Source organism: Cytobacillus sp. FSL W8-0315, assembly GCF_038002905.1.
GTDB classification, from domain to species: domain Bacteria; phylum Bacillota; class Bacilli; order Bacillales; family Cytobacillaceae; genus Cytobacillus; species Cytobacillus pseudoceanisediminis.
Map to the genome: position 1 here is coordinate 4,275,755 of NZ_JBBOOC010000001.1, position 22,148 is coordinate 4,297,902.

The 22,148-nt window shown below is 39.4% G+C and carries 27 protein-coding genes; 9 read left to right on the top strand and 18 right to left on the bottom strand.

The features are described from left to right. Positions 1–30: 30 nt before the first annotated feature. Positions 31–486, bottom strand: coding sequence for a pyridoxamine 5'-phosphate oxidase family protein (locus MKY20_RS21920; protein WP_019381680.1), 456 nt, complete (start codon positions 484–486; stop codon positions 31–33). Positions 487–723: 237 nt separating this feature from the next. On the opposite strand from MKY20_RS21920, the gene MKY20_RS21925 reads away from it, so the two are divergent. Beyond that, positions 724–924 (top strand): YlaI family protein, encoded by a 201-nt coding sequence (locus MKY20_RS21925; protein ID WP_009330956.1) that lies wholly within the window; start codon positions 724–726, stop codon positions 922–924. 140 nt (positions 925–1,064) lie between these two features. Here the strand turns inward: MKY20_RS21925 and MKY20_RS21930 are convergent, their stop codons facing one another. From MKY20_RS21930 to typA, 3 genes are read right to left on the bottom strand one after another with little or no spacing between them, the layout of a single operon-like run. Then, the gene (locus MKY20_RS21930; RefSeq protein WP_009330960.1) at positions 1,065–1,355 is read right to left on the bottom strand and encodes a hypothetical protein; all 291 of its coding nucleotides are present in this window, start codon (positions 1,353–1,355) and stop codon (positions 1,065–1,067) included. 15 nt (positions 1,356–1,370) lie between these two features. Then, the gene (locus tag MKY20_RS21935) at positions 1,371–1,685 is read right to left on the bottom strand and encodes a YlaH-like family protein (protein ID WP_009330961.1); all 315 of its coding nucleotides are present in this window, start codon (positions 1,683–1,685) and stop codon (positions 1,371–1,373) included. 26 nt (positions 1,686–1,711) lie between these two features. Further along, positions 1,712–3,550: a translational GTPase TypA gene (gene typA / locus MKY20_RS21940; protein ID WP_009330962.1), complete on the bottom strand. Its 1,839-nt coding sequence runs from the start codon at positions 3,548–3,550 to the stop codon at positions 1,712–1,714. A gap of 214 nt (positions 3,551–3,764) precedes the next feature. On the opposite strand from typA, the gene MKY20_RS21945 reads away from it, so the two are divergent. Continuing rightward, on the top strand, positions 3,765–3,950 hold the full coding sequence (locus MKY20_RS21945) for a YlaF family protein (RefSeq protein ID WP_019381679.1): 186 nt from the start codon (positions 3,765–3,767) through the stop codon (positions 3,948–3,950). Between the two features lie 38 nt (positions 3,951–3,988). Here MKY20_RS21945 and MKY20_RS21950 read toward each other — a convergent pair whose 3' ends face one another. The 3 genes from MKY20_RS21950 to MKY20_RS21960 all read right to left on the bottom strand — a co-directional run bounded on the left by MKY20_RS21950 (position 3,989) and on the right by MKY20_RS21960 (position 5,666). Further along, entirely contained in the window at positions 3,989–4,459 is a 471-nt protein-coding gene (locus MKY20_RS21950; RefSeq protein ID WP_019381678.1) for a GNAT family N-acetyltransferase, read from the bottom strand. Next, positions 4,446–5,246, bottom strand: coding sequence for an inositol monophosphatase family protein (locus tag MKY20_RS21955; RefSeq protein WP_009330965.1), 801 nt, complete (start codon positions 5,244–5,246; stop codon positions 4,446–4,448). Before MKY20_RS21955 ends, MKY20_RS21950 begins: the two co-directional genes overlap by 14 nt. Before the next feature lie 225 nt (positions 5,247–5,471). After that, a complete protein-coding gene (locus MKY20_RS21960) occupies positions 5,472–5,666 on the bottom strand; it encodes a hypothetical protein (protein ID WP_009330966.1) in 195 nt (64 codons plus the stop codon). A 195-nt stretch (positions 5,667–5,861) separates the two neighbouring features. On the opposite strand from MKY20_RS21960, the gene MKY20_RS21965 reads away from it, so the two are divergent. Further along, positions 5,862–6,482, top strand: a complete 621-nt coding sequence (locus tag MKY20_RS21965) for a YktB family protein (RefSeq protein WP_009330967.1) — start codon at positions 5,862–5,864, stop codon at positions 6,480–6,482. A 78-nt stretch (positions 6,483–6,560) separates the two neighbouring features. Here MKY20_RS21965 and MKY20_RS21970 read toward each other — a convergent pair whose 3' ends face one another. After that, positions 6,561–6,836 (bottom strand): UPF0223 family protein, encoded by a 276-nt coding sequence (locus tag MKY20_RS21970; protein ID WP_019381677.1) that lies wholly within the window; start codon positions 6,834–6,836, stop codon positions 6,561–6,563. Between the two features lie 57 nt (positions 6,837–6,893). After that, positions 6,894–7,853 carry an NAD(P)H-dependent flavin oxidoreductase gene (locus tag MKY20_RS21975; RefSeq protein WP_009330969.1) on the bottom strand — a complete coding sequence of 320 codons (960 nt, stop codon included), beginning with the start codon at positions 7,851–7,853 and terminating at the stop codon, positions 6,894–6,896. A 329-nt stretch (positions 7,854–8,182) separates the two neighbouring features. Here MKY20_RS21975 and MKY20_RS21980 point away from each other — a divergent pair, with 329 nt between their 5' ends. Further along, the gene (locus MKY20_RS21980; protein ID WP_009330971.1) at positions 8,183–9,652 is read left to right on the top strand and encodes an aminotransferase class I/II-fold pyridoxal phosphate-dependent enzyme; all 1,470 of its coding nucleotides are present in this window, start codon (positions 8,183–8,185) and stop codon (positions 9,650–9,652) included. A 41-nt stretch (positions 9,653–9,693) separates the two neighbouring features. Here the strand turns inward: MKY20_RS21980 and MKY20_RS21985 are convergent, their stop codons facing one another. Both MKY20_RS21985 and MKY20_RS21990 read right to left on the bottom strand, forming a co-directional pair. Then, the gene (locus MKY20_RS21985) at positions 9,694–9,828 is read right to left on the bottom strand and encodes a GapA-binding peptide SR1P (RefSeq protein WP_019381676.1); all 135 of its coding nucleotides are present in this window, start codon (positions 9,826–9,828) and stop codon (positions 9,694–9,696) included. 211 nt (positions 9,829–10,039) lie between these two features. Further along, entirely contained in the window at positions 10,040–10,339 is a 300-nt protein-coding gene (locus MKY20_RS21990) for a DUF3055 domain-containing protein (protein ID WP_009330973.1), read from the bottom strand. Between the two features lie 171 nt (positions 10,340–10,510). Between MKY20_RS21990 and MKY20_RS21995 the strand changes: the two genes are divergently transcribed. After that, the gene (locus MKY20_RS21995; RefSeq protein ID WP_251175671.1) at positions 10,511–10,948 is read left to right on the top strand and encodes a DUF1885 family protein; all 438 of its coding nucleotides are present in this window, start codon (positions 10,511–10,513) and stop codon (positions 10,946–10,948) included. A 38-nt stretch (positions 10,949–10,986) separates the two neighbouring features. Here the strand turns inward: MKY20_RS21995 and MKY20_RS22000 are convergent, their stop codons facing one another. Further along, on the bottom strand, positions 10,987–11,844 hold the full coding sequence (locus MKY20_RS22000; RefSeq protein ID WP_251266705.1) for a polysaccharide deacetylase family protein: 858 nt from the start codon (positions 11,842–11,844) through the stop codon (positions 10,987–10,989). A gap of 372 nt (positions 11,845–12,216) precedes the next feature. Between MKY20_RS22000 and MKY20_RS22005 the strand changes: the two genes are divergently transcribed. Continuing rightward, positions 12,217–13,743, top strand: a complete 1,527-nt coding sequence (locus MKY20_RS22005) for a glycine betaine uptake BCCT transporter (RefSeq protein WP_019381674.1) — start codon at positions 12,217–12,219, stop codon at positions 13,741–13,743. Between the two features lie 50 nt (positions 13,744–13,793). Here the strand turns inward: MKY20_RS22005 and MKY20_RS22010 are convergent, their stop codons facing one another. Beyond that, positions 13,794–14,039: a hypothetical protein gene (locus MKY20_RS22010; protein ID WP_009330977.1), complete on the bottom strand. Its 246-nt coding sequence runs from the start codon at positions 14,037–14,039 to the stop codon at positions 13,794–13,796. A 288-nt stretch (positions 14,040–14,327) separates the two neighbouring features. Between MKY20_RS22010 and MKY20_RS22015 the strand changes: the two genes are divergently transcribed. Beyond that, complete coding sequence (locus tag MKY20_RS22015; protein ID WP_009330978.1) at positions 14,328–14,714, top strand: hypothetical protein; 387 nt, start codon at positions 14,328–14,330, stop codon at positions 14,712–14,714. A 47-nt stretch (positions 14,715–14,761) separates the two neighbouring features. Here the strand turns inward: MKY20_RS22015 and lpdA are convergent, their stop codons facing one another. The 5 genes from lpdA to MKY20_RS22040 all read right to left on the bottom strand — a co-directional run bounded on the left by lpdA (position 14,762) and on the right by MKY20_RS22040 (position 20,979). After that, positions 14,762–16,171: a dihydrolipoyl dehydrogenase gene (gene lpdA, locus MKY20_RS22020; RefSeq protein ID WP_009330979.1), complete on the bottom strand. Its 1,410-nt coding sequence runs from the start codon at positions 16,169–16,171 to the stop codon at positions 14,762–14,764. A 6-nt stretch (positions 16,172–16,177) separates the two neighbouring features. Then, entirely contained in the window at positions 16,178–17,524 is a 1,347-nt protein-coding gene (locus tag MKY20_RS22025; protein ID WP_009330980.1) for a dihydrolipoamide acetyltransferase family protein, read from the bottom strand. 87 nt (positions 17,525–17,611) lie between these two features. After that, a complete protein-coding gene (locus MKY20_RS22030; protein WP_341003000.1) occupies positions 17,612–18,589 on the bottom strand; it encodes an alpha-ketoacid dehydrogenase subunit beta in 978 nt (325 codons plus the stop codon). A gap of 3 nt (positions 18,590–18,592) precedes the next feature. Then, positions 18,593–19,708: a pyruvate dehydrogenase (acetyl-transferring) E1 component subunit alpha gene (gene pdhA, locus MKY20_RS22035; RefSeq protein WP_009330982.1), complete on the bottom strand. Its 1,116-nt coding sequence runs from the start codon at positions 19,706–19,708 to the stop codon at positions 18,593–18,595. 602 nt (positions 19,709–20,310) lie between these two features. After that, entirely contained in the window at positions 20,311–20,979 is a 669-nt protein-coding gene (locus tag MKY20_RS22040) for a YkyA family protein (protein ID WP_019381672.1), read from the bottom strand. A gap of 264 nt (positions 20,980–21,243) precedes the next feature. On the opposite strand from MKY20_RS22040, the gene MKY20_RS22045 reads away from it, so the two are divergent. Then, on the top strand, positions 21,244–21,378 hold the full coding sequence (locus tag MKY20_RS22045) for a YjcZ family sporulation protein (RefSeq protein WP_019381671.1): 135 nt from the start codon (positions 21,244–21,246) through the stop codon (positions 21,376–21,378). A 169-nt stretch (positions 21,379–21,547) separates the two neighbouring features. Further along, entirely contained in the window at positions 21,548–22,099 is a 552-nt protein-coding gene (gene def / locus MKY20_RS22050; RefSeq protein WP_009330984.1) for a peptide deformylase, read from the top strand. Positions 22,100–22,148: the final 49 nt, after the last annotated feature.

Genomic DNA, 22,148 nt, shown 5'->3' on the forward strand with positions numbered 1-22,148 from the left:
CCCCAAAAAAAGCTTAGTTCCAAGAGGGAACTAAGCTTTTTTCATCGCTTCCATAACCTGTTTATCCAAACGGGCTGCTGCGTCTTTATCATATGTTTTATCATATTGCGGCTCTACAGTGATCTTAGACCCGTAAAACATAACATCACGGACTTCTTTCACAGTGATTTCCATAAGGGCAAGCTTAAGAGGTACTCCTTCCATCTTTTCTGCCTTAACAGAAGCTTTACCAGCGATGGAATATGTAGATTCATTCGCAATAATATTCAGAACAACCATGTTATTGCTATTTATATTTTGAACAATCCTGGAACGGTTATCGACTGCAAAATACAATGTTTCCTCATTTTTTGCCAAAACCCATGAAATCGCATTGACATTAGGACCGCCGGTTTCAAAATCAACAGTAGCAAGTGTAACAAAACGTTCCTTTTGCAGTTCGTCATATAATGGTTTAATTAATTTCGGTTCTACCTGATTTGCCATTCTTTTCCCTCCTTTATTAACTTCATCATAGTATGATAACGCTTTTCTTTCAACCAATAACATCCTATCCTTAAGTTTGGTTGAAGCCTTTGCACTTTCTATACTAATATGAACTAACACAATAAACCCGATACGGTCTGACCGTAAAAATTTTAATTTGCCGTTAAAGCATTCGAATCAATCCTTAACTTATACTATAATGGTATTAACAACAGCAAAAACAATATGAGGTGTCCTATGCGAGTAAAATGTGTACTTTGTGATAAAATCGAATCAATTGAAAACGAGTCCTTACAGGCTAAACGGCTTCGAAACCGCCCTATTCACACATATATGTGCAAACCATGTGAAACAAGAATTACCGAAAAAACTCAAGAAAGAGCAGATACCGGAAACTTTAAGCTCTACCGAAGCAAAGTCCAGGAGGAAGAATGGTAAATCGGGCAACACCGATCATGAAGAGCAGAATAAAAGCGGAAGCGCCTTGATCAGCTGAAGTTCAACTAAAACCGCCACGTCCTGTATATTTTATAAATTCCTAAACTATAAAAAAGCCGTCCCTATAGGGACGGCTTTTCTTAATCCTCTGGATAATTCACATACTTTTCTGGTTCATTTTGAATCTGATTAAGCATCACTTCTATTAATTCACGGGGAAAACGGCTCTTTTTCCGTTCTTTATCCTTAGAATAATGCACAAAGTACATTAGATCATCTTTCTCAACTTCGATATCAGAAATCTTATGCTCTTCTGAAAGAATGTCAAAAAACATTTTTTCTGTGTCTGCTGCTGCTGTATCATCCGGACGTTTATCACAGACAATTTTTATCGTTAACCAGTTATACAGTGAATCCTGCAAAGATTTCATCTCAGCCTCTCCCGGTTATTCCGCCTTTGCCTGTTCTTTCTTTTCCTGGTGAAGGCGGATTTTATAGATAATCAAGATTAACGCAGCCACAACAAGACCTTCTGCTACAGGAAGGAATACCCCAAGAAATGTAAGCACGGTACATCCTAAAATCAAGAAGGTATATATAACAGCTGATTTTATTATAGGAAGTTTCTTGGCAAAACCTAATTTAAAAACCAGTATGGATAGTAGAACAATTGTTATATATAGAAGCCACATTCCAGTTGTGGGATTCTCATGGACTTTGAACAAAGCAGCGAAAAAAGAAAGGCGCTGTGAAACATCCATATCCTTCTCTCCTCCCCTTCTTAGCCTTAGTTAGTTTCAGCGTATTTCTTCTTTTTGGCCATTCTTTCACGTTCATTTTTATCAAGAATTTTTTTGCGCAGTCTGATTGACTCAGGTGTTACTTCAAGCAGCTCATCATCATTCAAATATTCAAGAGCTTCTTCAAGAGTCAAAATGCGCGGCTTTTTAATTACATTCGTTTGATCCTTATTAGCAGAACGGATGTTGGTTGCATGCTTCACTTTAGTGATATTGACAGTAAGGTCATTTTCGCGAGTATGCTCTCCAACTATCATTCCTTCATAGATTTCAGTACCTGGTTCAACGAAAATGGTACCTCTATCCTCTACTTGCATAATACCATATGTGGATGACTTTCCGCTTTCCATGGAAACAAGCACACCCTTGCTTCTGCCTCCGATTTGTCCTTTAATTTCAGGCTGGTAGCTGTCAAATGTGTGATTGATAATACCATATCCGCGAGTAAGCGTCATAAATTCTGTGGAGTAGCCAATTAGTCCGCGGGCTGGGACGTTGAATGTTAGTCGCACTTGGCCATTTCCGTTATTGACCATATCAAGCATTTCACCTTTACGTGTACCCATTGATTCAATGATTGAGCCGGTATTATCCTCTGGCACATCAATTTGAACACGTTCTACCGGTTCGCAGCGAACACCATCAATCTCTCTAATAATTACTTCAGGCTTGGAAACCTGTAATTCAAAACCTTCACGGCGCATATTTTCAATGAGGATTGATAAATGAAGTTCTCCACGTCCAGATACAACCCAAGCGTCAGGTGAATCTGTATTTTCGACACGAAGACTCACATCTGTCTCAAGCTGGGCACGCAATCTTTCTTCAACTTTTCTGGCTGTAATATACTTTCCTTCTCTTCCTGCAAATGGGCTGTTATTTACAACGAAAGTCATTTGCAATGTTGGCTCATCTATTCTTAGAACAGGAAGTGCTTCCTGATGCTCGACAGGACAGATGGTTTCTCCAACGTTGATGTCCTCCATTCCGGAAACAGCGATCAGATCTCCAGGAAATGCTTCTTGAATTTCCTCGCGCTTAAGCCCGAAGAATCCAAAGATTTTTGTAACGCGGAATTGCTTGACCGAACCATCAAGCTTCATTAAAGCAACTTGCTGGCCGACCTTGATTGTTCCACGGAATACACGGCCAATACCGATTCTTCCCACATAATCATTGTAATCTAAAAGGGCAACCTGGAATTGGAGCGGCTCTTCACGATTATCAGCAGGTGCTGGTATGTGGTCAATAATTGCTTCATAAACCGAATGCATATCATCATCCTGTTTATCAGGAGTAGTACTTGCAGTCCCAGCAATAGCTGAAGCGTATATGACCGGAAATTCAAGCTGGTCTTCGTCTGCACCAAGTTCGATAAATAAATCGATAACCTCATCAACAACTTCTGTTGGGCGGGCAGATTCCTTGTCAATTTTATTTACTACTACGATTGGTGTTAATTTTTGCTCCAAAGCCTTTTTGAGTACGAAACGCGTTTGAGGCATACACCCTTCATATGCATCAACTACTAATAAGACACCATCAACCATTTTCATGATACGTTCTACTTCACCGCCAAAATCTGCGTGGCCAGGCGTATCCAGAATGTTAATCCTTGTATCTTTATATTTAACTGCAGTGTTTTTAGCTAAGATCGTAATACCGCGTTCTCTTTCCAGATCATTTGAATCCATCGCGCGCTCTTCCACATGCTCATTTGAACGGAAAGTCCCGGACTGTTTTAAAAGCTCGTCAACCAATGTTGTTTTACCATGGTCAACGTGGGCTATAATTGCAATATTTCGAATATCTTCTCTTAATTTCAAAAGATTTCCTCCTATTTATAAAAACTGAATCACTTTTTAACATTTTTCACAACTGATACATTATATCACAATTACTATAGAAACCTAAAAGCTTTTTGTGTAAAATAATGTAGAAAAGGATTTATTCCTCATGTATGCTTTTTATTTTTATTCTCTTTACATATTTTTCGCCAGTATTTACTTAAAATAATCCGCTTGGGAGTGGAAAAAATTTATGGACAAAATCAAGTGGCCTTTATTAGCCTTTGCGATTGGCGCAGCTCTATGCATGATGGGCATAGGCGTTGCTGTAGCTGAAAGAAGCATTATAGGCATGATTATTGCCATCATTGCTTTAATTTTTGTAATGGGATACGGTTTTAAAACAAAGAAGAAAATGAGGGAAGACGGTTTATTATAGAAACGGCATAAAAGCTGCAGCTCTGCGCTGCAGCTTTTTCAAATTAATGGACAGACCATTATTAAGAATTCTTTTTCATCAGGAGAAGCCTCCATTTTGAATTGCTCAAAACCGGCGTCAGCTAAAAAATATATCCAATTTTGCCGGTTTTCAGGAACACCCGCAAAGAAAGACTTTTCTCCTTTTTCCTTTAATTCTGCGGCCAACTGCTCGATAATCTTAGTACCGATTCCTTTCCTGCGAATACTGTTCTTAACCAGAATCGTACCGAGCCATGGTTTCCCGTTAGAAGGAGATGAATTCACATGGAATGTGACGGCTATCCGTTCTCCATCAAGCCTCCAAATTCTCCACTCACCATTCAATTTCTGATACCTGGCCATATATTCCATTAGGTTATGCCCGCTTTTCTCTTCTTCTTCCCAAGCAGCACTATCCTTGATGATCTCTAAAAAAAATGTCAAGTCTGCATGTGTGACGCTGCTGCTCGATAAATTACCAATTGCCATTTTTTAAGTATTCTTTCATAATTTCCTGATGAAGCCCTGGCTTAGAGACAAAAACAGAATTGTTTTCAAGATAGTTCAGCGGATCACCTTTAACGGTTGTTGCAATTCCTCCCAATTCCTCGATCATGATCACACCTGCGGCGAAATCCCATGGAGCCAGACGCATTGTTATGTATGCATCAACCCTCCCGGATGCAATATATGCCATTTCAATTGCAGCTGAACCATAGGATCGAGTTCCTCTTGCATTTCTAACAAGAGGAGCCAGGAGTGATGGATCAATTCTTCTATTTTCCGTAACCCATGTAGCATTCAGTCCGATTATTGCCTTTGATACTTCCGTTTCCTTTAATGGCGGAAGTTCCAAATCATTCATGAAAACACCCTGTCCCTTCATGCAATGATATAACTCATCATGGACTACATCGTAAATTAATCCAATTTTCCCTTTTCCATTTTCATAAATGCCTACTGATATGGCAAAGTTTCTTTGCTGATGGACAAAATTCATCGTTCCGTCAATTGGATCAATAATCCAGACAATTCCTTCCATATCACTTAGCTTATCCCCGAAACCCTCTTCACCAAGGATTCGATGGCCGGGATATTTTTCATTAATTTTTTTTATGAAGAATTGTTCTGTTTCCTGATCTATATCTGTCACTAAATCGTTTGCATTTGACTTGGTGGTGATGGTCAACGTTTTGCTGAAAGAATTTTTAATATTCTCGCCGGCCTCTCTAATCAAGGCTTTGGCATATGTATGAATTTCACTCCAATTTGTCATTGGTCAGCCCTCCGCTTAGTATATCATTAAAATATAACTAGCTTAAATGAATTAGCAAGGTTCTTCAAGTTATATACTCTCCTATGATGCGGGTTATCATTTGCAGTAAAAAACAATTGCCAAAATAATAAACGAACTCCTCATGTAATCAGGGAGTCCGTTTCTAATTATTCTTTCTTTTCTTTTGCATTTTTTCTGCCTTATCTCCTTTAGTCACAATTAATCTTAAAGTGCTTTTAATCTGAGAAGTTCCTGCCTGATTTTTTCAAGCTTTAGTTTTGATTGTTTCTGGAGATCTTCATTCCTTTCTGACATGGCATCAAACAAAGTAGCTAACTCATAATCCATTTCCAGCCTTAAGACCGCTGTTCTTTCCCTATCACCATTTTTCTTCTTCACTGTATTCATAAGTTGTTTCATTAGACAGTACACCCCTTCCAATAGTGTTTAATTTTCTGATTATTTTTACTATTATCATATGAAGGACAATTCTCAGTTGCAACTAATTTGTGCGATAACCTAAAACTTTATTTAGCCTCTTCTTTAAAGCTTAAAATTTTTCGATTGTTCGAGGTTATGCTACAATATTTGACAAAGCATATAGGAGGTTAGCTTATGTCTTTTCCTGGTTTCACAAACGATGATTTCGATGTCTTTAAAATAGATGGACTTGATGAAAGAATGGACAGGTTAAAATCTGTTATTAGGCCTAAGTTAGAAGAGTTGGGACGCCATTTTGCACCCTCTCTCTCAAACCTGTCCGGAGATGAAATGTTCCCTCATGTTGCTAAGCATGCCAGAAGAACAAAGAATCCGCCAAATGATACTTGGGTCGCATTTGCAGGCAATGCAAGGGGATACAAAATGCTTCCTCATTTCCAGATAGGTTTATGGGAAACGCATGTATTCATCTGGTTTGCCATCATCTATGAAGCACCGAATAAAGCTGCCGCAGGCAAGTCTTTTGAGAACAGCCTGGATAAATTTTATAAAGAAATACCCAAAGATTATGTCTGGTCCGGCGATCACACAAAACCAGATGCTGTTATGCATAATGAACTTTCCAAAGAAGAATTGAGATCCATGTTTCAGCGCCTGCAAAATGTTAAAAAAGCTGAAATTCTTTGCGGCTATCAAATTTCTCGAGAAGATGCCGTTCTCATGTCACCTGATCAGTTTATTGAAAAAGCTGAATCTGTATTTAGAAATTTATTACCCTTATACAAAATGGCATAAACATGTTTCGCATAACGTGGATCAGGCAGCTCAAAAAAAAACAAACCTTCAATTTGAAGGTTTGTTTTTTTACCAAGTCTATTTCTGCATTCTTACTTTATCCCCAGGTGAAAGTTCTTTGGCCAATTTAACTGTCCGGTAAGAGGAATAGCCGCTTTGTTCTTCAAATTCATCACAGATGTTTTTCTCCTGGGCTTTTCCCGGAACAATTTCCTTAAAGCGTCTATATGCATTCATGAATTGTTCTCGCTCAATTCCTTTTTCGTATGCCATTTCAATGCTTTCAAAATATTTGATGACGTCAACTATTTCTTCTGTTGACCAATCCAGGTCAATCGGGTATTGATATTCCATTTCACTTCACCTCATTTATGATAATTCATGGTGCTTTGTCACATTATTTTATCATAATTATTTAATCCATTTCCCTCTGATTGATTCTCCATCTGCAATGATCCGCTGGAATAATTCCTCAACAGACGGGATATCCTTAATTAATCCCATAACTTGTCCAGCCCATGCAAATCCTTCATGGTCTTTCCCTTCATATATATATTTTTTATTAGCATTCCCGCTAATGTAGTCTTTTAACTGCTCATAGCCGCCGTTTTGTTTTTCGATATCGAGTATTTTTTCCGACCATGAGTTAGCGATAACCCTTGCGGGTGCTCCTATAGTTCTTTTTATGACTACTGTGTCATTTTCTGTGCCTTCGACTAAACGATTTTTATATAATTCAGAAGCATGTACGCATTCTTTTGTTGCAACAAATCTTGTCCCCATCTCAATACCCTCTGCGCCAAGACTTAATGCTGCCATCAGGCCCCTGCCGTCTCCGATTCCTCCTGAGGCTATAACAGGAATTGATACAGCATCAGCCACCTGAGGTACAAGAACGAAGGTTCCAATATCATCCCTGCCTAAATGTCCGCCGCCTTCCTGACCGACAACCATCACAGCATCGGCCCCAAGTTCCTCCGCCTTTACCGCCTGCCGTTTTGCCGCCACAAGTACAAGTTTCTTAACATTTACACCCTTTAATTGATCAAATATAGGAGCAGGATTTCCCCCTGTCATAGAAATAACAGGGACTTCTTCTTCAATCGCAACATCCAGGTAGTGAGAAAATGGCCTTCCATGCTGTCCAATAGCAAAATTAACCCCGAACGGCTTGTCTGTCAATTTCTTCACCTTTTGTATCTCATCTCTAAGTTTTTCCGGGCTGCTGAGAGACATTGCGGTAACCTGCCCTAATCCTCCGGCATTTGAAACAGCTGCAGCCAAATCTGAATAGGCAAGATGGGCAAGACCGCCCTGTATAATTGGATATTTAATTTTCAATAATTCTGTCACACGTGTGTTCCAGTTCATTTATATAACCTCCATTTCTTCCTAACTTTTATTTCTATTTGCAAGGTTTAAATTCCTGTTAACTTCTAAAACTAATGGCAAACCGAAATAGCAGGCGACTGCTCAGGGACGGACGGCAATCACAAGACGAGCCATGCGAGGAGGTATTCTTTCCTTCCGGAAGGAATTGGCAGGTCTTTCCTCCCTAGGGACGGAAACTAGACAGGCATTAACAGAATCAGTATGCAATAAAACTTTCTATGCAAAGGGATTGAATAATGCTATAATGCAAATGTTTTATAACAGCATGAGTATATTGAAATATTATTTTAAAGAGGTGTGGGAATAAGTTGTCTCAATACAAAACACCGCTGTTCAGCGGTTTGCTTGCACACGCAAAAAAGGATCCGGTACAATTTCATATACCCGGCCACAAAAAAGGTGCCGGGATTGATCCGGAATTCAGGGAATATATAGGTGATAATGCACTCGCTATTGACCTGATTAACATTGGTCCTCTTGATGATCTTCATCAGCCCAAAGGCATTATAAAAGAAGCACAGGATCTTGCAGCAGAGGCCTTTGGGGCGGATAGAACATTCTTCTCTGTACAAGGAACGAGCGGAGCCATCATGACCATGGTTATGGCTGTCTGCGGGCCAGGGGATAAAATCATTGTTCCGAGGAATGTTCATAAGTCCGTCATGTCTGCAATTGTGTTTTCAGGGGCAACCCCTATTTTTATACATCCTGAAATTGATGAAAACTTGGGAATATCTCACGGAATAACAACTGAATCCGTCTCGAAAGCCCTGGAACTTCATCCGGATGCCAAAGGGGTATTAGTAATTAATCCTACCTATTTCGGTATTTCTGCCGATCTAAAAAAAATTGTTGAAATAGCCCATTCATACAATGTGCCTGTCCTTGTGGACGAAGCCCATGGTGTGCATATTCACTTCCATGACGAGCTTCCATTATCCGCCATGCAGGCCGGAGCTGATTTAGCAGCAACATCAGTCCACAAACTGGGCGGGTCCATGACACAAAGTTCAATCTTAAATATGAAAGGGAATCTTGTTTCTGCCAAAAGGGTACAATCCATTTTAAGCATGCTGACAACAACTTCCACTTCTTATTTACTGCTTGCCTCATTGGATGTTGCCAGAAAACGTCTTGCCACTGAAGGAAAGGAACTCATTCAAAAGACTATTGATTTGGCCCAGTCCATTCGCCGCCGCATCAATGAAATTGACCGGCTATATTGTGTCGGTGAAGAAATACTGGAAACAAAAGCGGCGCATGACTACGATCCGACCAAATTGATTATTTCTGTCAAAGAACTTGGCATGAATGGTTTCGATGTGGAAAATTGGCTTCGGGAACATCATAATATTGAAGTAGAAATGTCCGATTTATATAATATCCTTTGCATTGTTACCCCCGGTGACACGGAAAGAGAAGCTGATATTTTAGTTTCCGCTCTTGCCGAACTCGCTAATGAGCGTAAAGGAAATACTGAAAAGCTTGAAACTCAAGTGCTGCTGCCTGATATTCCCGTTTTATCGCTTACTCCCCGTGACGCATTTTATGCTGACACAGAACTGGTTCCATTTGACGAATCAGAAGGAAGAATTATCGCCGAATTCATTATGGTTTATCCTCCCGGAATACCTATATTTATTCCAGGAGAAATCATTACTAAGGAAAACCTGCGTTATATTAAAACGAATATGGAAGCGGGACTTCCAGTTCAAGGGCCGGAAGATTACGACTTCAAGTATCTTCGTGTCATTGAAGAGCACCGGGCCATCAGATAATGCAAAAGAGCCTTCCATTTTAGGAAAGGCTCTTTTTATTATTAACGATTATTTTTTGTATTTTCTGTTTTTTCTCCATCACAGCAATTGCATTTTTTTGAATATAGTACTGTTACTTTTTCATCCTCAAAGTGATCAATAGTTGAATTGCAAGCCTGGCATACGATTGTACCCATCTTTTCATTCTCCTTTTCAATGAGTTTTAGAATCATTTGAAAGCGCTTTATCTATAAATCAATAATAATATAACATTATTAAATTATCAAGCCTAATTGTATAACATAATTATTGTTTTTTATTGGTATTTACGTTGACAACATTTATAAACCTTTATTAATAGTATGACATAATAAAAAAAAACAGACCAATTCGGCCTGTTTTTTTTGTTTAATCGTATTGTTCTTCGAAACGTGCACCAGGGATCGCTTCTATGAAAAACTCGCTTAAATCAGCTGCCTGTTCATATAAATCAAGCTTAAATGCCTTTTGCAAGTATTCGATGTCTTCGAGATCTTTTGGGTCAAGGAGAGTGGAGCGGCCGGTCTGCATACAAATAACCAGAGGCTTAGAAAAGAAGAGGTTTGTATAAACAATTCCAAAATCATACCGTGTTGACTCGGTGGTAAATCCAACAAAACGGACATTCACGTTTTCATGCTCATCATAGAGCTTCTCAAAATAATCCATAAAATACCTCCCTTTTAAATAAATATTTAGAATATTATTATAATTTATTTTAGGCGCTTTGACAAGTAATTTAAATTTACCTTACTATTTTAAGTTGTCATAAGATTTTATCTAATGCTAGAATGAAGGAAGATGTTCATTACCATAATTATGGGGATAATGGGGGGAAAGATGTTGGCGGCTAATTCTTTTATCAAGCTGGTTCCTTCATCAGCTAAGGAAAATATTTCAACAGAAGAGCTTAAAGAACTTTTCTTATATTATAAGGATATTACAGGCAAAACAGGCAGACAGATTAAATGGGAATATAATGATGCCGCTTTTCCTTATGAGATTAAAGAGAAGCCTGAAGCAAAAGGAACCTGGTTTTACCTATATTCAGACCATGACCGATATAATGCCATATTGCTTGGCATTGATAAAGAAAAAGTTATTGAGGAAGACGGCTCTGAACGGGAGCAGGCCTACATACAGGTTACATTGCCGGAAACTGCAACTTTTGGAGATAAAGGTAAAGCTAATGAATTTTGCAAATTTCTTGCTAAAAAGCTGCAAGGTGAATTGCATCTCTTCAATGGAAGAATCATGTACTATTATAAAAGAAAATAATTATTTATAAAAAACGTTGAGAACAGCAGCTGCTGTTCTCATTCTATTTCCTGGCTGATCTGAGCAGGATCGACAGGTGTAAATCCTTTATTCCGCAACCCTTTCACAATATCCTCTAATGCTTCTTTTGTCCATTGCCTATCATGCATCAATAAGTTTGCACCATTCACTAAAAAGGGTGAATTAATCATTATATCTGCCAAAGCTTCTTTTGATTGATATTCCTTTTCCCAGTCATATCCGTATGTCCAATTCATGAGAATCATGTTTTCATCCTTAGCAACCTTTCGGCTGTAGTCTGAAATGGATCCAAATGGTGCCCGGAAGAATTTTGGCCTCTCTCCGATAATCTCTTCTACTCGATCATTAAGACTAACAATCTCATTATATTGCTGTGCCTCGGATAAGGTTTTTAAGTTGTAGTGGCTGTATGTGTGATTACCGATAGCAAAACCAAGTTCGTGAATTGCCTTCAAAACTTCTGCTTCTTCCGGAGTATCAATGAAGTGTCCATTAACAAAGAAGATTGCAGGTGCTGAAAGTTTTTTTAAGATCCTGGCCATCTCCAATGCATTTTTATCTGGAGCATCGTCAATAGTCAGTAATACAACCTTTGAGTTTGCATGATTCATTGGTTCTACTGTCCAATTACTTGCATTTATCTTGTATTGCGGCTCTGATAAGGATACTGCCTCTTCTTTAGGCTCTCTTTCGTCATCTCCCTTGTTCTTCTGCAATTTTGATTCATGAACTTTGGAATGGTCATCCGAATTATTTTCTTCTTGCTTATACTCTTCTTTTTCCAATTCTGATGGCTTTTCAACCGCAGTAAGATCCGTGCAAGAAGACAAAATCATTAGAAAAAAAACACCTATGATAAGCCCCGTTATTTTCATATTGCCCCCCCTACAGTGCATATCCCTTTAATCTCACTCCAATTAGTGTTAGTATGTGAAATGGCCTTTTAAAGGAGTTGTCCCCCTTTTTGACACCTTACCATTACCTACTGATTTTACCCGAAATAGATCCGTTTTGAACATTCAAAAAGTAAAATTTAGAATTTCTGTGAGGATCTATACATCCTTTAGATTTTACATAGTCGATCTTTTTCGGGAAGCTGCTCTCCCCTGCTGAGCTTCAAAATGCTTTAAAAATCAAGCTATAACTGTCAGGAATGCGGAATTCTTATTTTCCTGCATTTTTTAGGATTGGGAGTTTTACGGAATTATTTTATTTACGTTCATTATAATAAGATTTGGAGGGATTTGATGAAGAAACTGACACCAGTATTTACGGTTTCAGTCATATTCACAGCAATTTTTATTTTATGGGGACTTGTCCCAAAGACTATACTGCCAAAAGGCAATCTTGATTCTGTTACAGCATCTGTTCAAGGATTCATATTGGAGAAGTTCGGCTGGTTTTACCTTTTATCAGCTTCTATCTTTTTAATTTTTTCTATCCTATTAGCATTCAGCAAATACGGCAATATTCGTCTGGGCAAGGATGCAGATAGGCCCGAATATAGCTATTTATCATGGTTTGCCATGCTCTTTAGTGCCGGGATGGGAATAGGCCTGGTTTTTTGGGGAGTGTCGGAACCTATGTATCACTTTTATGCCCCCCCTTTTCTCGAAGGACAGACACCTGAAGCAGCCAGGGCTGCCATGAGGTACTCCTTTTTCCATTGGGGTCTTCATCCATGGGCTATTTATACTGTCATTGGGCTTGCATTGGCGTATTTCCAGTTCAGAAAAGGAGCACCGGGAGTTATCAGCTCCATTTTGAGGCCAATTTTAGGAAGCAAAGTGGACGGGCCGCTGGGCGTATTAATTGATTTTATTGCCGTCTTTGCTACTGTTTTCGGAGTTGCAACATCATTAGGTCTGGGTGCCATTCAGATTTCCGGAGGACTTTCTGGAATATTCGACAGTATCGGTAATAATTTCAACACTCAATTAATTATTATTGTCGTTGTGACGGTCTTGTTTATGTTTTCAGCCCAAACCGGATTAAACAAGGGAATAAAGTATTTAAGTAACTTAAATATTATCTTAGCAATATCCTTATTATTATTTCTGCTGTTTGTAGGTCCATCTAACTTTATTATGGACCTGTTCACAACGACAATTGGGTCTTATATTCAAAACCTTCCATCCATGAGCTTCAGGCTCAGCCCTTTTGATCAGGAGCTGACATGGTTTCAGGATTGGACCATTTTTTATTGGGCATGGTGGATTGCCTGGGCGCCATTTGTCGGTACGTTCATAGCAAGAATATCCCGTGGAAGGACAATAAGAGAATTCGTCATTGGTGTGCTTGCTGTTCCAACCCTATTTGGAGCCCTTTGGTTCTCTGTTTTTGGAGGAACAGGTATATACCTTGAATTCTTCGAGGCGAAGCCTATCTTTGAAACAATCGAGCAGCAGGGAATGGAGGTAGCACTATTTACTGTGTTTGATAACTTCCCTTTCAGCACTGTTCTTAGCTCAATGGCTATTTTCTTAATCAGTACATTCTTTATTACTTCTGCAGACTCAGCTACTTTTGTTCTTGGCATGCAGACGACTAACGGAAGCCTGAACCCTCCGGGAAAAGTGAAATTTGTCTGGGGCATTATTCAATCAGCATCTGCAGCCATCCTTTTATGGACAGGAGGTCTTGAAGCTCTCCAAAGAGCTTCCATTATAGCTGCACTCCCTTTTACCATCATTATGCTTCTAATTGTGGCATCGCTGGTTAAATCGTTTAAAGAAGAGGACATCCTGAAAAAAACAGCTGATAAAGCCAAATAAAAAATCGGCACCTAAAAAAGGTGCCGATTTTTTTATCCTTATACTTATCTTTACCAATGGGACAGGTAGGACATTGCAAAATGGAAAGATGCATATAAGCTTAAGCTCATAACAGTTACCATAAATGTTTTTTTTGCAGACTTAATTACCCAATTTCCAATGTTTATTGCCAAATAAAAAAAAACAAAAAACATAATGACTTTATATATGAGCTGGTCATATTTTGACAGCCATTCAATAAAAGTATATCCGCTCCAAATTAACATCTGCAGCAAAAGAGCTGTATAAATCTTCATGCACTCCACCACCAAATTTTTTAATCCTTACCCGCTTTTTTAATAGAAGAAACACTTGTGTATGTAATATATGTTGAAAAGGATATTCTTATTTTTCATTTCTGTAACATTTGAATGACAAGCCAAAATTTTCTTTCACTATATGATAAAATACTCATAAATATTAGGAGATTATTATGAATTGCTCATCAACTGTCAGAAGACTGGAAAATCACCGAGACTTCTATACTGCTTTAGATAAAACAATCTTATGTCATACGGTGGAATTTATAATAAAGTGAGGGCAAAATGATGAAAGGTCTGCCGCTGATCTTAATTACTGCACTCTTGTTTGTAACCTCTTCATGCAATCATAAGGAAGTAAAAAAAGAGCTGAAGATAGACGATAGTGTTAAACAGCTCATTTTTTTCACGGATAAAAAACAATATGAACAGGAAATATCCTATTATGATGCCATCATCGAATTAAAGAGAAGCTATCCGGATCTGATCAAGAATATGAAAATCATAACAGCATCTGAATCCAGCCATATAAGCAATTATAATGTAGAAAACTGCCCTGCCATGCTGCTGGTCTATCAAGATAAAGTGATTGTAGAAATTAATGGCACGGTACCTAAAGAGAAGATCATTCATCCGCTTGCTGATGCAATGGATGAAAAAGACGAAAAATAGTCATCATATACAAAAAAATCCTCCCCTGGCAGGGAGGATTTTTTTAATTATTTTACAATGTGAATTGGGCTTCCAATAGCAACTTCTGCTGCTTCCATTGTGATTTCACCCAATGTTGGATGAGCATGAATAGTCATGGCAAGATCTTCTGCAGTCATACCTGCTTCAATAGCCAATCCAAGCTCAGCAATCATATCAGATGCACTTGCACCAGCGATTTGCGCACCGATTACAAGGCCATCCTCTTTGCGTGTCACTAGCTTTAAAAAGCCGTCAGTGGAATCAAGTGCAAGGGCACGGCCATTTGCTGCGAATGGGAACTTCGCTGTCGTTACTTCGATTCCTTCTTCTTTAGCCTGCTGCTCAGTATATCCTACAGAAGCCAATTCAGGTTCAGAGAATACCACAGCCGGGATTGCTAAGTAATCAATTTCTGCGTTATGGCCTGCAATTGCTTCTGCAGCAATCTTGCCTTCGTAAGAAGCTTTATGAGCCAATTGAGGACCTGCAACAATATCACCAATTGCATAAATATTGCTTACATTCGTACGGCATTGTTTATCGATTTCAATAACACCGCGTTCAGTCATCTTAATGCCGGCTTGTTCTAAGCCCAGTTCGTCTGTATTTGGACGTCTTCCAACCATTACAAATACATAATCTGCATCAAGAGATTTCTCTTCGCCTTTTTCTTCAAACTTAACGGTAACTCCATTTTCATTCTCTTCAACACCTTTAGCAAGTGCCTTCGTAATGAATTCAACGCCTTTTTTCTTTAAGTTCCGTTTAACAAGTGATGTCATTTGCTTCTCAAAACCGACAAGGATATCATCCGCACCCTCAAGAACCGTTACTTGAGAACCAAAATTCGCATAAGCTCCGCCAAGTTCGATTCCAATAACACCGCCGCCAATAACGACGATTTTCTCTGGAATCTCTTGAAGTGCCAGTGCACCTGTTGAATCAAGAACTCGTTTAGAGAATTTAAACGTTGGCAATTCTATTGGACGCGATCCTGTAGCAATGATTGCATTTTTAAATGTATAAGTTTGTGCCGAATTATCATCCATTACACGAAGGGTATTCGCATCAACGAAATAAGCTTCCCCGCGTACGATGTCAACTTTATTGCCCTTTAAAAGACCTTCTACTCCTCCAGTAAGCTTATTAACTACACCGGATTTAAATTCTTGTACTTTTGTAAAGTCAACTTTTACATTTTCAGCTGTAATACCCATTACATCTGAGTGCTTTGCATTTTCATAGCGGTGGCCTGCTGCGATTAAAGCCTTTGAAGGAATACATCCAACGTTTAAGCAAACACCGCCCATATTAGCTTTTTCTACGATTGTTACTTTCTGTCCAAGCTGTGCTGCACGAATCGCTGCAACATATCCACCAGGACCCGCACCAATGACTATAGTATCTGTTTCGATTGGGAAATCTCCTACTACCATTTGTTATTACGCCTCCATTAACAATAGTTCTGGATCGTTCAGTAAACGCTTGATGTGATTTAATGCATTTTGTGCAGTTGCTCCATCAATAATTCTGTGGTCAAAGCTTAGTGACAATGCCAATACTGGAGCAGCAACAATTTCTCCGTCCTTCACTACTGGCTTTTCAGCAATACGGCCAATTCCAAGAATGGCAACCTCTGGATGATTGATAACCGGAGTAAACCATTGACCGCCGGCAGAACCAATATTTGTAATTGTGCATGAAGCCCCCTTCATTTCATCTGGAGCAAGCTTGCCATCACGGGCTTTACCAGCCAGCTCATTGATTTCATTAGAAATGGCAAATGTCGACTTGCGGTCTGCATCCTTAACAACTGGCACAAGAAGACCTTTTTCAGTATCCGCTGCAATACCGATATTGTAGTAATGCTTATGGATGATTTCACCTGCTGCATCATCGATTGAAGTGTTTAGTGCTGGGAATTCACGCAATGCACTTGTTAATGCTTTTACCACATAAGGAAGGAATGTAAGCTTAATTCCTTTATTAGCTGCAACTTCTTTAAACTTCTTGCGGTGTGCAACAAGTTTCGTAACATCAATTTCATCCATTAATGTTACGTGTGGAGCTGTATGCTTAGAGTTTACCATAGCTTTTGCAATTGCTTTACGGATTCCGCTCATTTTCTCGCGAGTTTCTGGATATTGTCCAGCAGGAATCGCCTGTGCAGCTGCAGGTGCAGTTTCTCTTGCTTCAGCTTTTGGTGCGTCTTCTTTAGCAGTGGCTTCAGCAGCTTTTGCTCCGCCATTCAGGAATGCATCAATATCATCTTTCTGAATGCGTCCATTTTTGCCGCTTCCAGCTACCTGGCGAATATCTACACCTTTGTCACGAGCGTATTTTCTAACAGACGGCATAGCAATAATACGGCGATTAGGATCTACTTCCGTCTCAGAAATAACTACTCCTTCTTTTGGTGCATCTTGAGCAGGAGCTTCTTCCTTCTTCAAATCCTGGCCAGCTTCAGCAGTTGCCTGAACTTGCGCTTCTGTTTTTTCTTCTTTAGGAGCCTCATCTTCATGATCTCCCTTGAATTTAAGGTCTTCATAACCAGGAGCATCAAAAGTAATCAATACTTGACCTACAGTTGCAACTGTACCTTCTTCAACAAGGATTTCTTCAACTTTACCTTTAACTGGGGAAGGAATCTCAACAACCGCTTTATCGTTTTGAACTTCACAAAGCACGTCATCTTCTTGTACTTCGTCACCTGGCTTTACAAACCACTTGACGATTTCACCTTCATGGATACCTTCACCGATATCAGGCAATCTAAATTGGAATGCCAATGGAATTCACCCTCCTATTATTTCGATCGTTCATTATAAAACACGTCAGGGGGATATTTCCCCCCTTGTGTCATCAGTTAAATGCGATTAAAATTCAAGAACTTTTTTAGCTGTTTCAATAACATCTTTATAGTTTGGAAGCCAAACAGTTTCAGCTTGCGGGAAAGCAAAAACAGTATCTGGAGCAGCTACACGCAGAACTGGTGCTTCCAGGCTGAGAATAGCACGATCATTGATTTCTGCAACGACACTTGCTGCAATACCAGCCTGCTTTTGTGCTTCTTGAACAACAATTGCTCTTCCTGTCTTTTCAACAGAAGCAATAATTGTTTCAATATCAATAGGAGCAACTGTACGCAAGTCGATAACTTCTGCAGATTTTCCTTCTTTTTCAAGCTCTTCAGCCGCTTTTAGAGATTCATGAACCATTGCTCCGTAAGTCACAATAGTCAGGTCGGAACCTTCACGTTTAACTTCTGCTTTACCAAGAGGAATTGTATATTCTTCTTCAGGCACTTCCTGACGGAAAGAACGGTACAATTTCATATGCTCAAGGAAGATAACAGGATCGTTATCGCGAATTGCACAGATAAGCAGTCCCTTTGCATCATAAGGAGTTGACGGAATCACAACCTTTAGCCCAGGCTGTTGAGCCATTAAGCCTTCCAGGCTGTCAGCATGCATTTCAGGAGTATGTACCCCTCCCCCGAATGGTGAACGGATTGTAACTGGTGAATTATATCTTCCGCCGGAACGGTAACGCATGCGTGCCAGCTGGCCGGAAATAGAATCCATTACTTCATAGACGAATCCAAAGAATTGGATTTCAGGCACCGGACGGTAGCCTTGTAAACCAAGACCGACTGCCAGACCGCCGATTCCGGATTCAGCTAGAGGTGTATCAAATACACGCTCTTCGCCGAACTCTTTTTGAAGGCCTTCGGTAGCACGGAAAACGCCGCCGTTTACGCCCACATCTTCACCGAATACCAATACATTCGGATCGTTGCGCAATTCTGTGCGAAGAGCATCAGTAATTGCCTGAATCATTGTCATTTGCGCCATGGCTTACTTCGACTCCTTTTCTTTGTATATTTCATACTGTTCTTTTAGGTTATAAGGCATTTCTTCATACATAATGTTCATAAGGTCAGTAACCTTTTGTTTAGGTGTATCATCAGCCTTTTTAATAGCTTCTTTAATATCTTCTTTTGCTTGTTCTATTACTTCGTTTTCCATGTCTTCATTCCAGATGCCCTTATCCTCAAGGAACTTGCGGAAACGAACAAGCGGATCTTTCTTTTCCCATTCATTATCCAGGTCAGAAGTACGGTAACGCGTTGGATCGTCACCGGCCATTGTGTGTGGTCCGTAGCGGTAAGTCAAAGTTTCGATTAGTGTAGGACCTTCACCATTCAATGCACGTTCACGCGCTTCGCGAACAGCTGCATAGACAGCAAGAGGATCCATACCATCAACCTGAATTCCAGGAATTCCGGCAGCCACTGCTTTTTGTGCAATTGTTTTTGCTGCTGATTGTTTTTCTACTGGAGTAGAGATTGCAAAGCGGTTATTCTGAACAATGAAGATAGCAGGTGCTTTGAATGCTCCTGCAAAGTTGATGCCTTCATAGAAGTCACCTTGTGAAGCACCGCCGTCTCCAGTATAAGTGATGGCAACCTTCTTTTCGCCGCGCTTCTTCATTCCAAGGGCAACCCCTGCAGTCTGAATATATTGAGCTCCAATGATAATCTGAGGTGAAATGACATTTACACCTTCAGGGATGTTTCCGCCTTCAAAGTGTCCGCGGGACCATAGGAAAGCCTGGTATAACGGAAGGCCGTGCCAAATGATTTGAGGAACATCACGATATCCTGGAAGAATGAAATCTTCTTTCTCCAATGCAAAATGAGATGCTAGCTGAGAAGCTTCCTGTCCGGCAGTAGGAGCATAGAAGCCCAAGCGGCCTTGTCTGTTAAGTGAAATGGATCGCTGATCAAGAATGCGAGTATAAACCATACGGCGCATTAATTCCTGAAGCTGCTCGTCGCTTAAGTCAGGCATTGCTGATTCATTAACAACCTTGCCTTCTTCGTTTAAAATTTGTAGAGTTTGGAACTGTTCTTCAACTGTTTCGAGCTGTTTTTTAGCATCGAATTGTGCCTTCTTTGTTTTAGAAGCCATATCAGTCACCCTTTCCTTTCATAAAAAGACGTTTATAGAGTTTTATACACAAAAATTAGGTTACCCAAAACGAAGCCATATTAGATACTCTTTCCAAAGGCAAAAAGTTTTCTCTTTCCGGCATGTTTTATTAAGCATCTCTAAAAAGCAGAACATTCGTTTCTGCCATATGCATACTTTTAAATAGTGTTCCACAGATCACTTCTAAAAAAACGTCTTTCTGTTCATCTTTAACTATCATATTCTGTATCAATTTATTTTGCAACATAATTGATACAGAATTAATTACGAGATTTAGTTTAATACACCTCCAAGACCTTAGTCAATTACCTTGCTTTTTGTTTTTCACAGTTTCCATACTTTTTATATTTTTTATTGATAATCAAAACTGTATTATCGACTGAATCGCATCTGTACTATAAAAAACTATTATATTTCGATGTGTTATAGTAAAGAAAACCCTCCCGTCATTATTTTAAAATAAAAAGTACCGCCCTCAAAAAGAAAGCGGATTCATCCCGAGCGGCATTTCCTCTCATTCAATTGCTTTTAAGAATAGCAAAAGCAAAAAAATGCCGGGCATTAATATGCCGGCATTAATATTATCCTTCTGTTTTTATTTCAAGTCCTGCTTCTTTATAGAAATCCAGTTTGGCTTCGTTATACTCTTTTGTTTTTTCATTGAACTGTTTATTTGAAGCCAGTATCTTTTCATACATATCATTTATTTTGCTCACTTGGCCTTCCAGCTGTTCTAGAGTAAGATCCTCCTTTTTAAACATGGCATACAACTCTTCATCTAATTGAGTCGCTTTAGAATAATCCTTGTAAAGAGCATCATGGATTTTATACCTTTCCATCATGATCTCATACAGCTCTTTAGCTTTATCTTTCAATTTTTGATCCTCTATCTCCTCTATGGTCGGAGATAATGTCTCAAATTCTTTTTTCGACGCCTGGATGCTTTCCTGCTCTTTCTCCATGTGAGCTACCCGCTGATCCACAATGGCGGAAGCTTCATCAGACAGCTTTTTAATTTCCTCGAAATCCTTCATTCCCAGGTTGATAATTTTATCGTATAATTCCTTTTCTCTTTTCTCCAGCTTCACGAGCGGTTCCTGCTGCTTTTCAAAATCCTTTTCTTTAGCTACAACACTCTCCAGCACATCATATATTTTTTCCTCGGGATCCGGACTGTTCATACAGCCTGTGAGGATGAAAGCCCCTATGATAAAAACAAGCAGCAGTCTACTTTTGTTCAAAATCAACACCTTGAAACCTCCTTACTTATAACATTTTTAACTATAAAGGTACCTGCCCGGTTTGACAATAGCCCTTTGGTTTGACACTCTTCGCATCATTGCAGAAGCTTGTCCTCATTACAAGTATAATTTAAATCTATTCACTCCATTTTTCCTTTATGACTTGGGCATAGGCCTACACCAAACATCATTAAAAACATAGGCTATATTAATCGTCCGATGCGGCAATTCAAAAAAATGGACGATAATCTTACTTTAGGGAGGTTATCCTTCATGTACGGATATGGCGGTTACGGTTTTGGATGCGGATATCCAGTAGCAGGAGCCGGCTGCGGCAGAGGTTTTGCGTTAATAGTAGTATTATTCATTCTCTTAATCATAGTTGGCTGCGCTTGCTGGAAGTTTTAATTATTTGGGAAGGTGCCAAAGGCGCCTTCTCTTATTAACTTTTTTGCCCCGCTCTGATAGACTGAATATAATTAAATAGACTCATGGTTTTTTTGGCTATGTCATTTGATCTTCTTGCCAATAATTTAGCCATTTTTCTATTCTTTATTACTTAGCGGGAGTGATAATCATGCTGAGCATGAAAGATATTATTCGCGACGGCCACCCAACTTTAAGGAAAATTGCCGCGGAAGTGAACATGCCACCATCTGCAGAAGAAATACAAATCTTAAAAGAAATGATGGAATATGTAAAAAACAGCCAGGATCCAGAGCTTTCTGCAAAATATGGCTTAAGGGCAGGCATTGGTTTAGCTGCTCCTCAAATTAATGTTTCCAGGCGGATGATCGCTGTTCATGTAACCTATAACCAGGATCTATACAGTTATGCTCTCTTCAACCCTAAGATCATTAGTCATTCTGTGCAGCTTTCTTATCTGGCTGAAGGAGAAGGCTGTTTATCTGTTGATGAATCCATACCCGGTTTTGTACCCAGATATGCAAAAGTGACAGTAAAAGGTACTGATTTGCAGGGCAATGAAGTAAAACTCAAGCTCAAAGGGCTGCCAGCCATTGTATTTCAGCACGAAATTGATCATCTGAACGGAATCATGTTTTACGATCACATTAATAAACAAAATCCGTTTCATCCAATTGAAAATGCAATTGCTATAGAGCGGTAGCTTGCTGATCCATAGCATGACAAAAGGAAAGCCTCCAGCTAATTACTCG

Bases quoted from the DNA above. Each gene is read 5' to 3' on its own strand.
- MKY20_RS21920 (WP_019381680.1), bottom strand. From the start codon at position 486: ATGGCAAATCAGGTAGAACCGAAATTAATTAAACCATTATATGACGAA.
- MKY20_RS21925 (WP_009330956.1), top strand. From the start codon at position 724: ATGCGAGTAAAATGTGTACTTTGTGATAAAATCGAATCAATTGAAAAC.
- MKY20_RS21930 (WP_009330960.1), bottom strand. From the start codon at position 1,355: ATGAAATCTTTGCAGGATTCACTGTATAACTGGTTAACGATAAAAATT.
- MKY20_RS21935 (WP_009330961.1), bottom strand. From the start codon at position 1,685: ATGGATGTTTCACAGCGCCTTTCTTTTTTCGCTGCTTTGTTCAAAGTC.
- MKY20_RS21945 (WP_019381679.1), top strand. From the start codon at position 3,765: ATGGACAAAATCAAGTGGCCTTTATTAGCCTTTGCGATTGGCGCAGCT.
- MKY20_RS21950 (WP_019381678.1), bottom strand. From the start codon at position 4,459: ATGGCAATTGGTAATTTATCGAGCAGCAGCGTCACACATGCAGACTTG.
- MKY20_RS21955 (WP_009330965.1), bottom strand. From the start codon at position 5,246: ATGACAAATTGGAGTGAAATTCATACATATGCCAAAGCCTTGATTAGA.
- MKY20_RS21960 (WP_009330966.1), bottom strand. From the start codon at position 5,666: ATGAAACAACTTATGAATACAGTGAAGAAGAAAAATGGTGATAGGGAA.
- MKY20_RS21965 (WP_009330967.1), top strand. From the start codon at position 5,862: ATGTCTTTTCCTGGTTTCACAAACGATGATTTCGATGTCTTTAAAATA.
- MKY20_RS21970 (WP_019381677.1), bottom strand. From the start codon at position 6,836: ATGGAATATCAATACCCGATTGACCTGGATTGGTCAACAGAAGAAATA.
- MKY20_RS21975 (WP_009330969.1), bottom strand. From the start codon at position 7,853: ATGAACTGGAACACACGTGTGACAGAATTATTGAAAATTAAATATCCA.
- MKY20_RS21985 (WP_019381676.1), bottom strand. From the start codon at position 9,828: ATGGGTACAATCGTATGCCAGGCTTGCAATTCAACTATTGATCACTTT.
- MKY20_RS21990 (WP_009330973.1), bottom strand. From the start codon at position 10,339: ATGGATTATTTTGAGAAGCTCTATGATGAGCATGAAAACGTGAATGTC.
- MKY20_RS21995 (WP_251175671.1), top strand. From the start codon at position 10,511: ATGTTGGCGGCTAATTCTTTTATCAAGCTGGTTCCTTCATCAGCTAAG.
- MKY20_RS22000 (WP_251266705.1), bottom strand. From the start codon at position 11,844: ATGAAAATAACGGGGCTTATCATAGGTGTTTTTTTTCTAATGATTTTG.
- MKY20_RS22005 (WP_019381674.1), top strand. From the start codon at position 12,217: ATGAAGAAACTGACACCAGTATTTACGGTTTCAGTCATATTCACAGCA.
- MKY20_RS22010 (WP_009330977.1), bottom strand. From the start codon at position 14,039: ATGAAGATTTATACAGCTCTTTTGCTGCAGATGTTAATTTGGAGCGGA.
- MKY20_RS22015 (WP_009330978.1), top strand. From the start codon at position 14,328: ATGATGAAAGGTCTGCCGCTGATCTTAATTACTGCACTCTTGTTTGTA.
- lpdA (WP_009330979.1), bottom strand. From the start codon at position 16,171: ATGGTAGTAGGAGATTTCCCAATCGAAACAGATACTATAGTCATTGGT.
- MKY20_RS22030 (WP_341003000.1), bottom strand. From the start codon at position 18,589: ATGGCGCAAATGACAATGATTCAGGCAATTACTGATGCTCTTCGCACA.
- pdhA (WP_009330982.1), bottom strand. From the start codon at position 19,708: ATGGCTTCTAAAACAAAGAAGGCACAATTCGATGCTAAAAAACAGCTC.
- MKY20_RS22045 (WP_019381671.1), top strand. From the start codon at position 21,244: ATGTACGGATATGGCGGTTACGGTTTTGGATGCGGATATCCAGTAGCA.
- def (WP_009330984.1), top strand. From the start codon at position 21,548: ATGCTGAGCATGAAAGATATTATTCGCGACGGCCACCCAACTTTAAGG.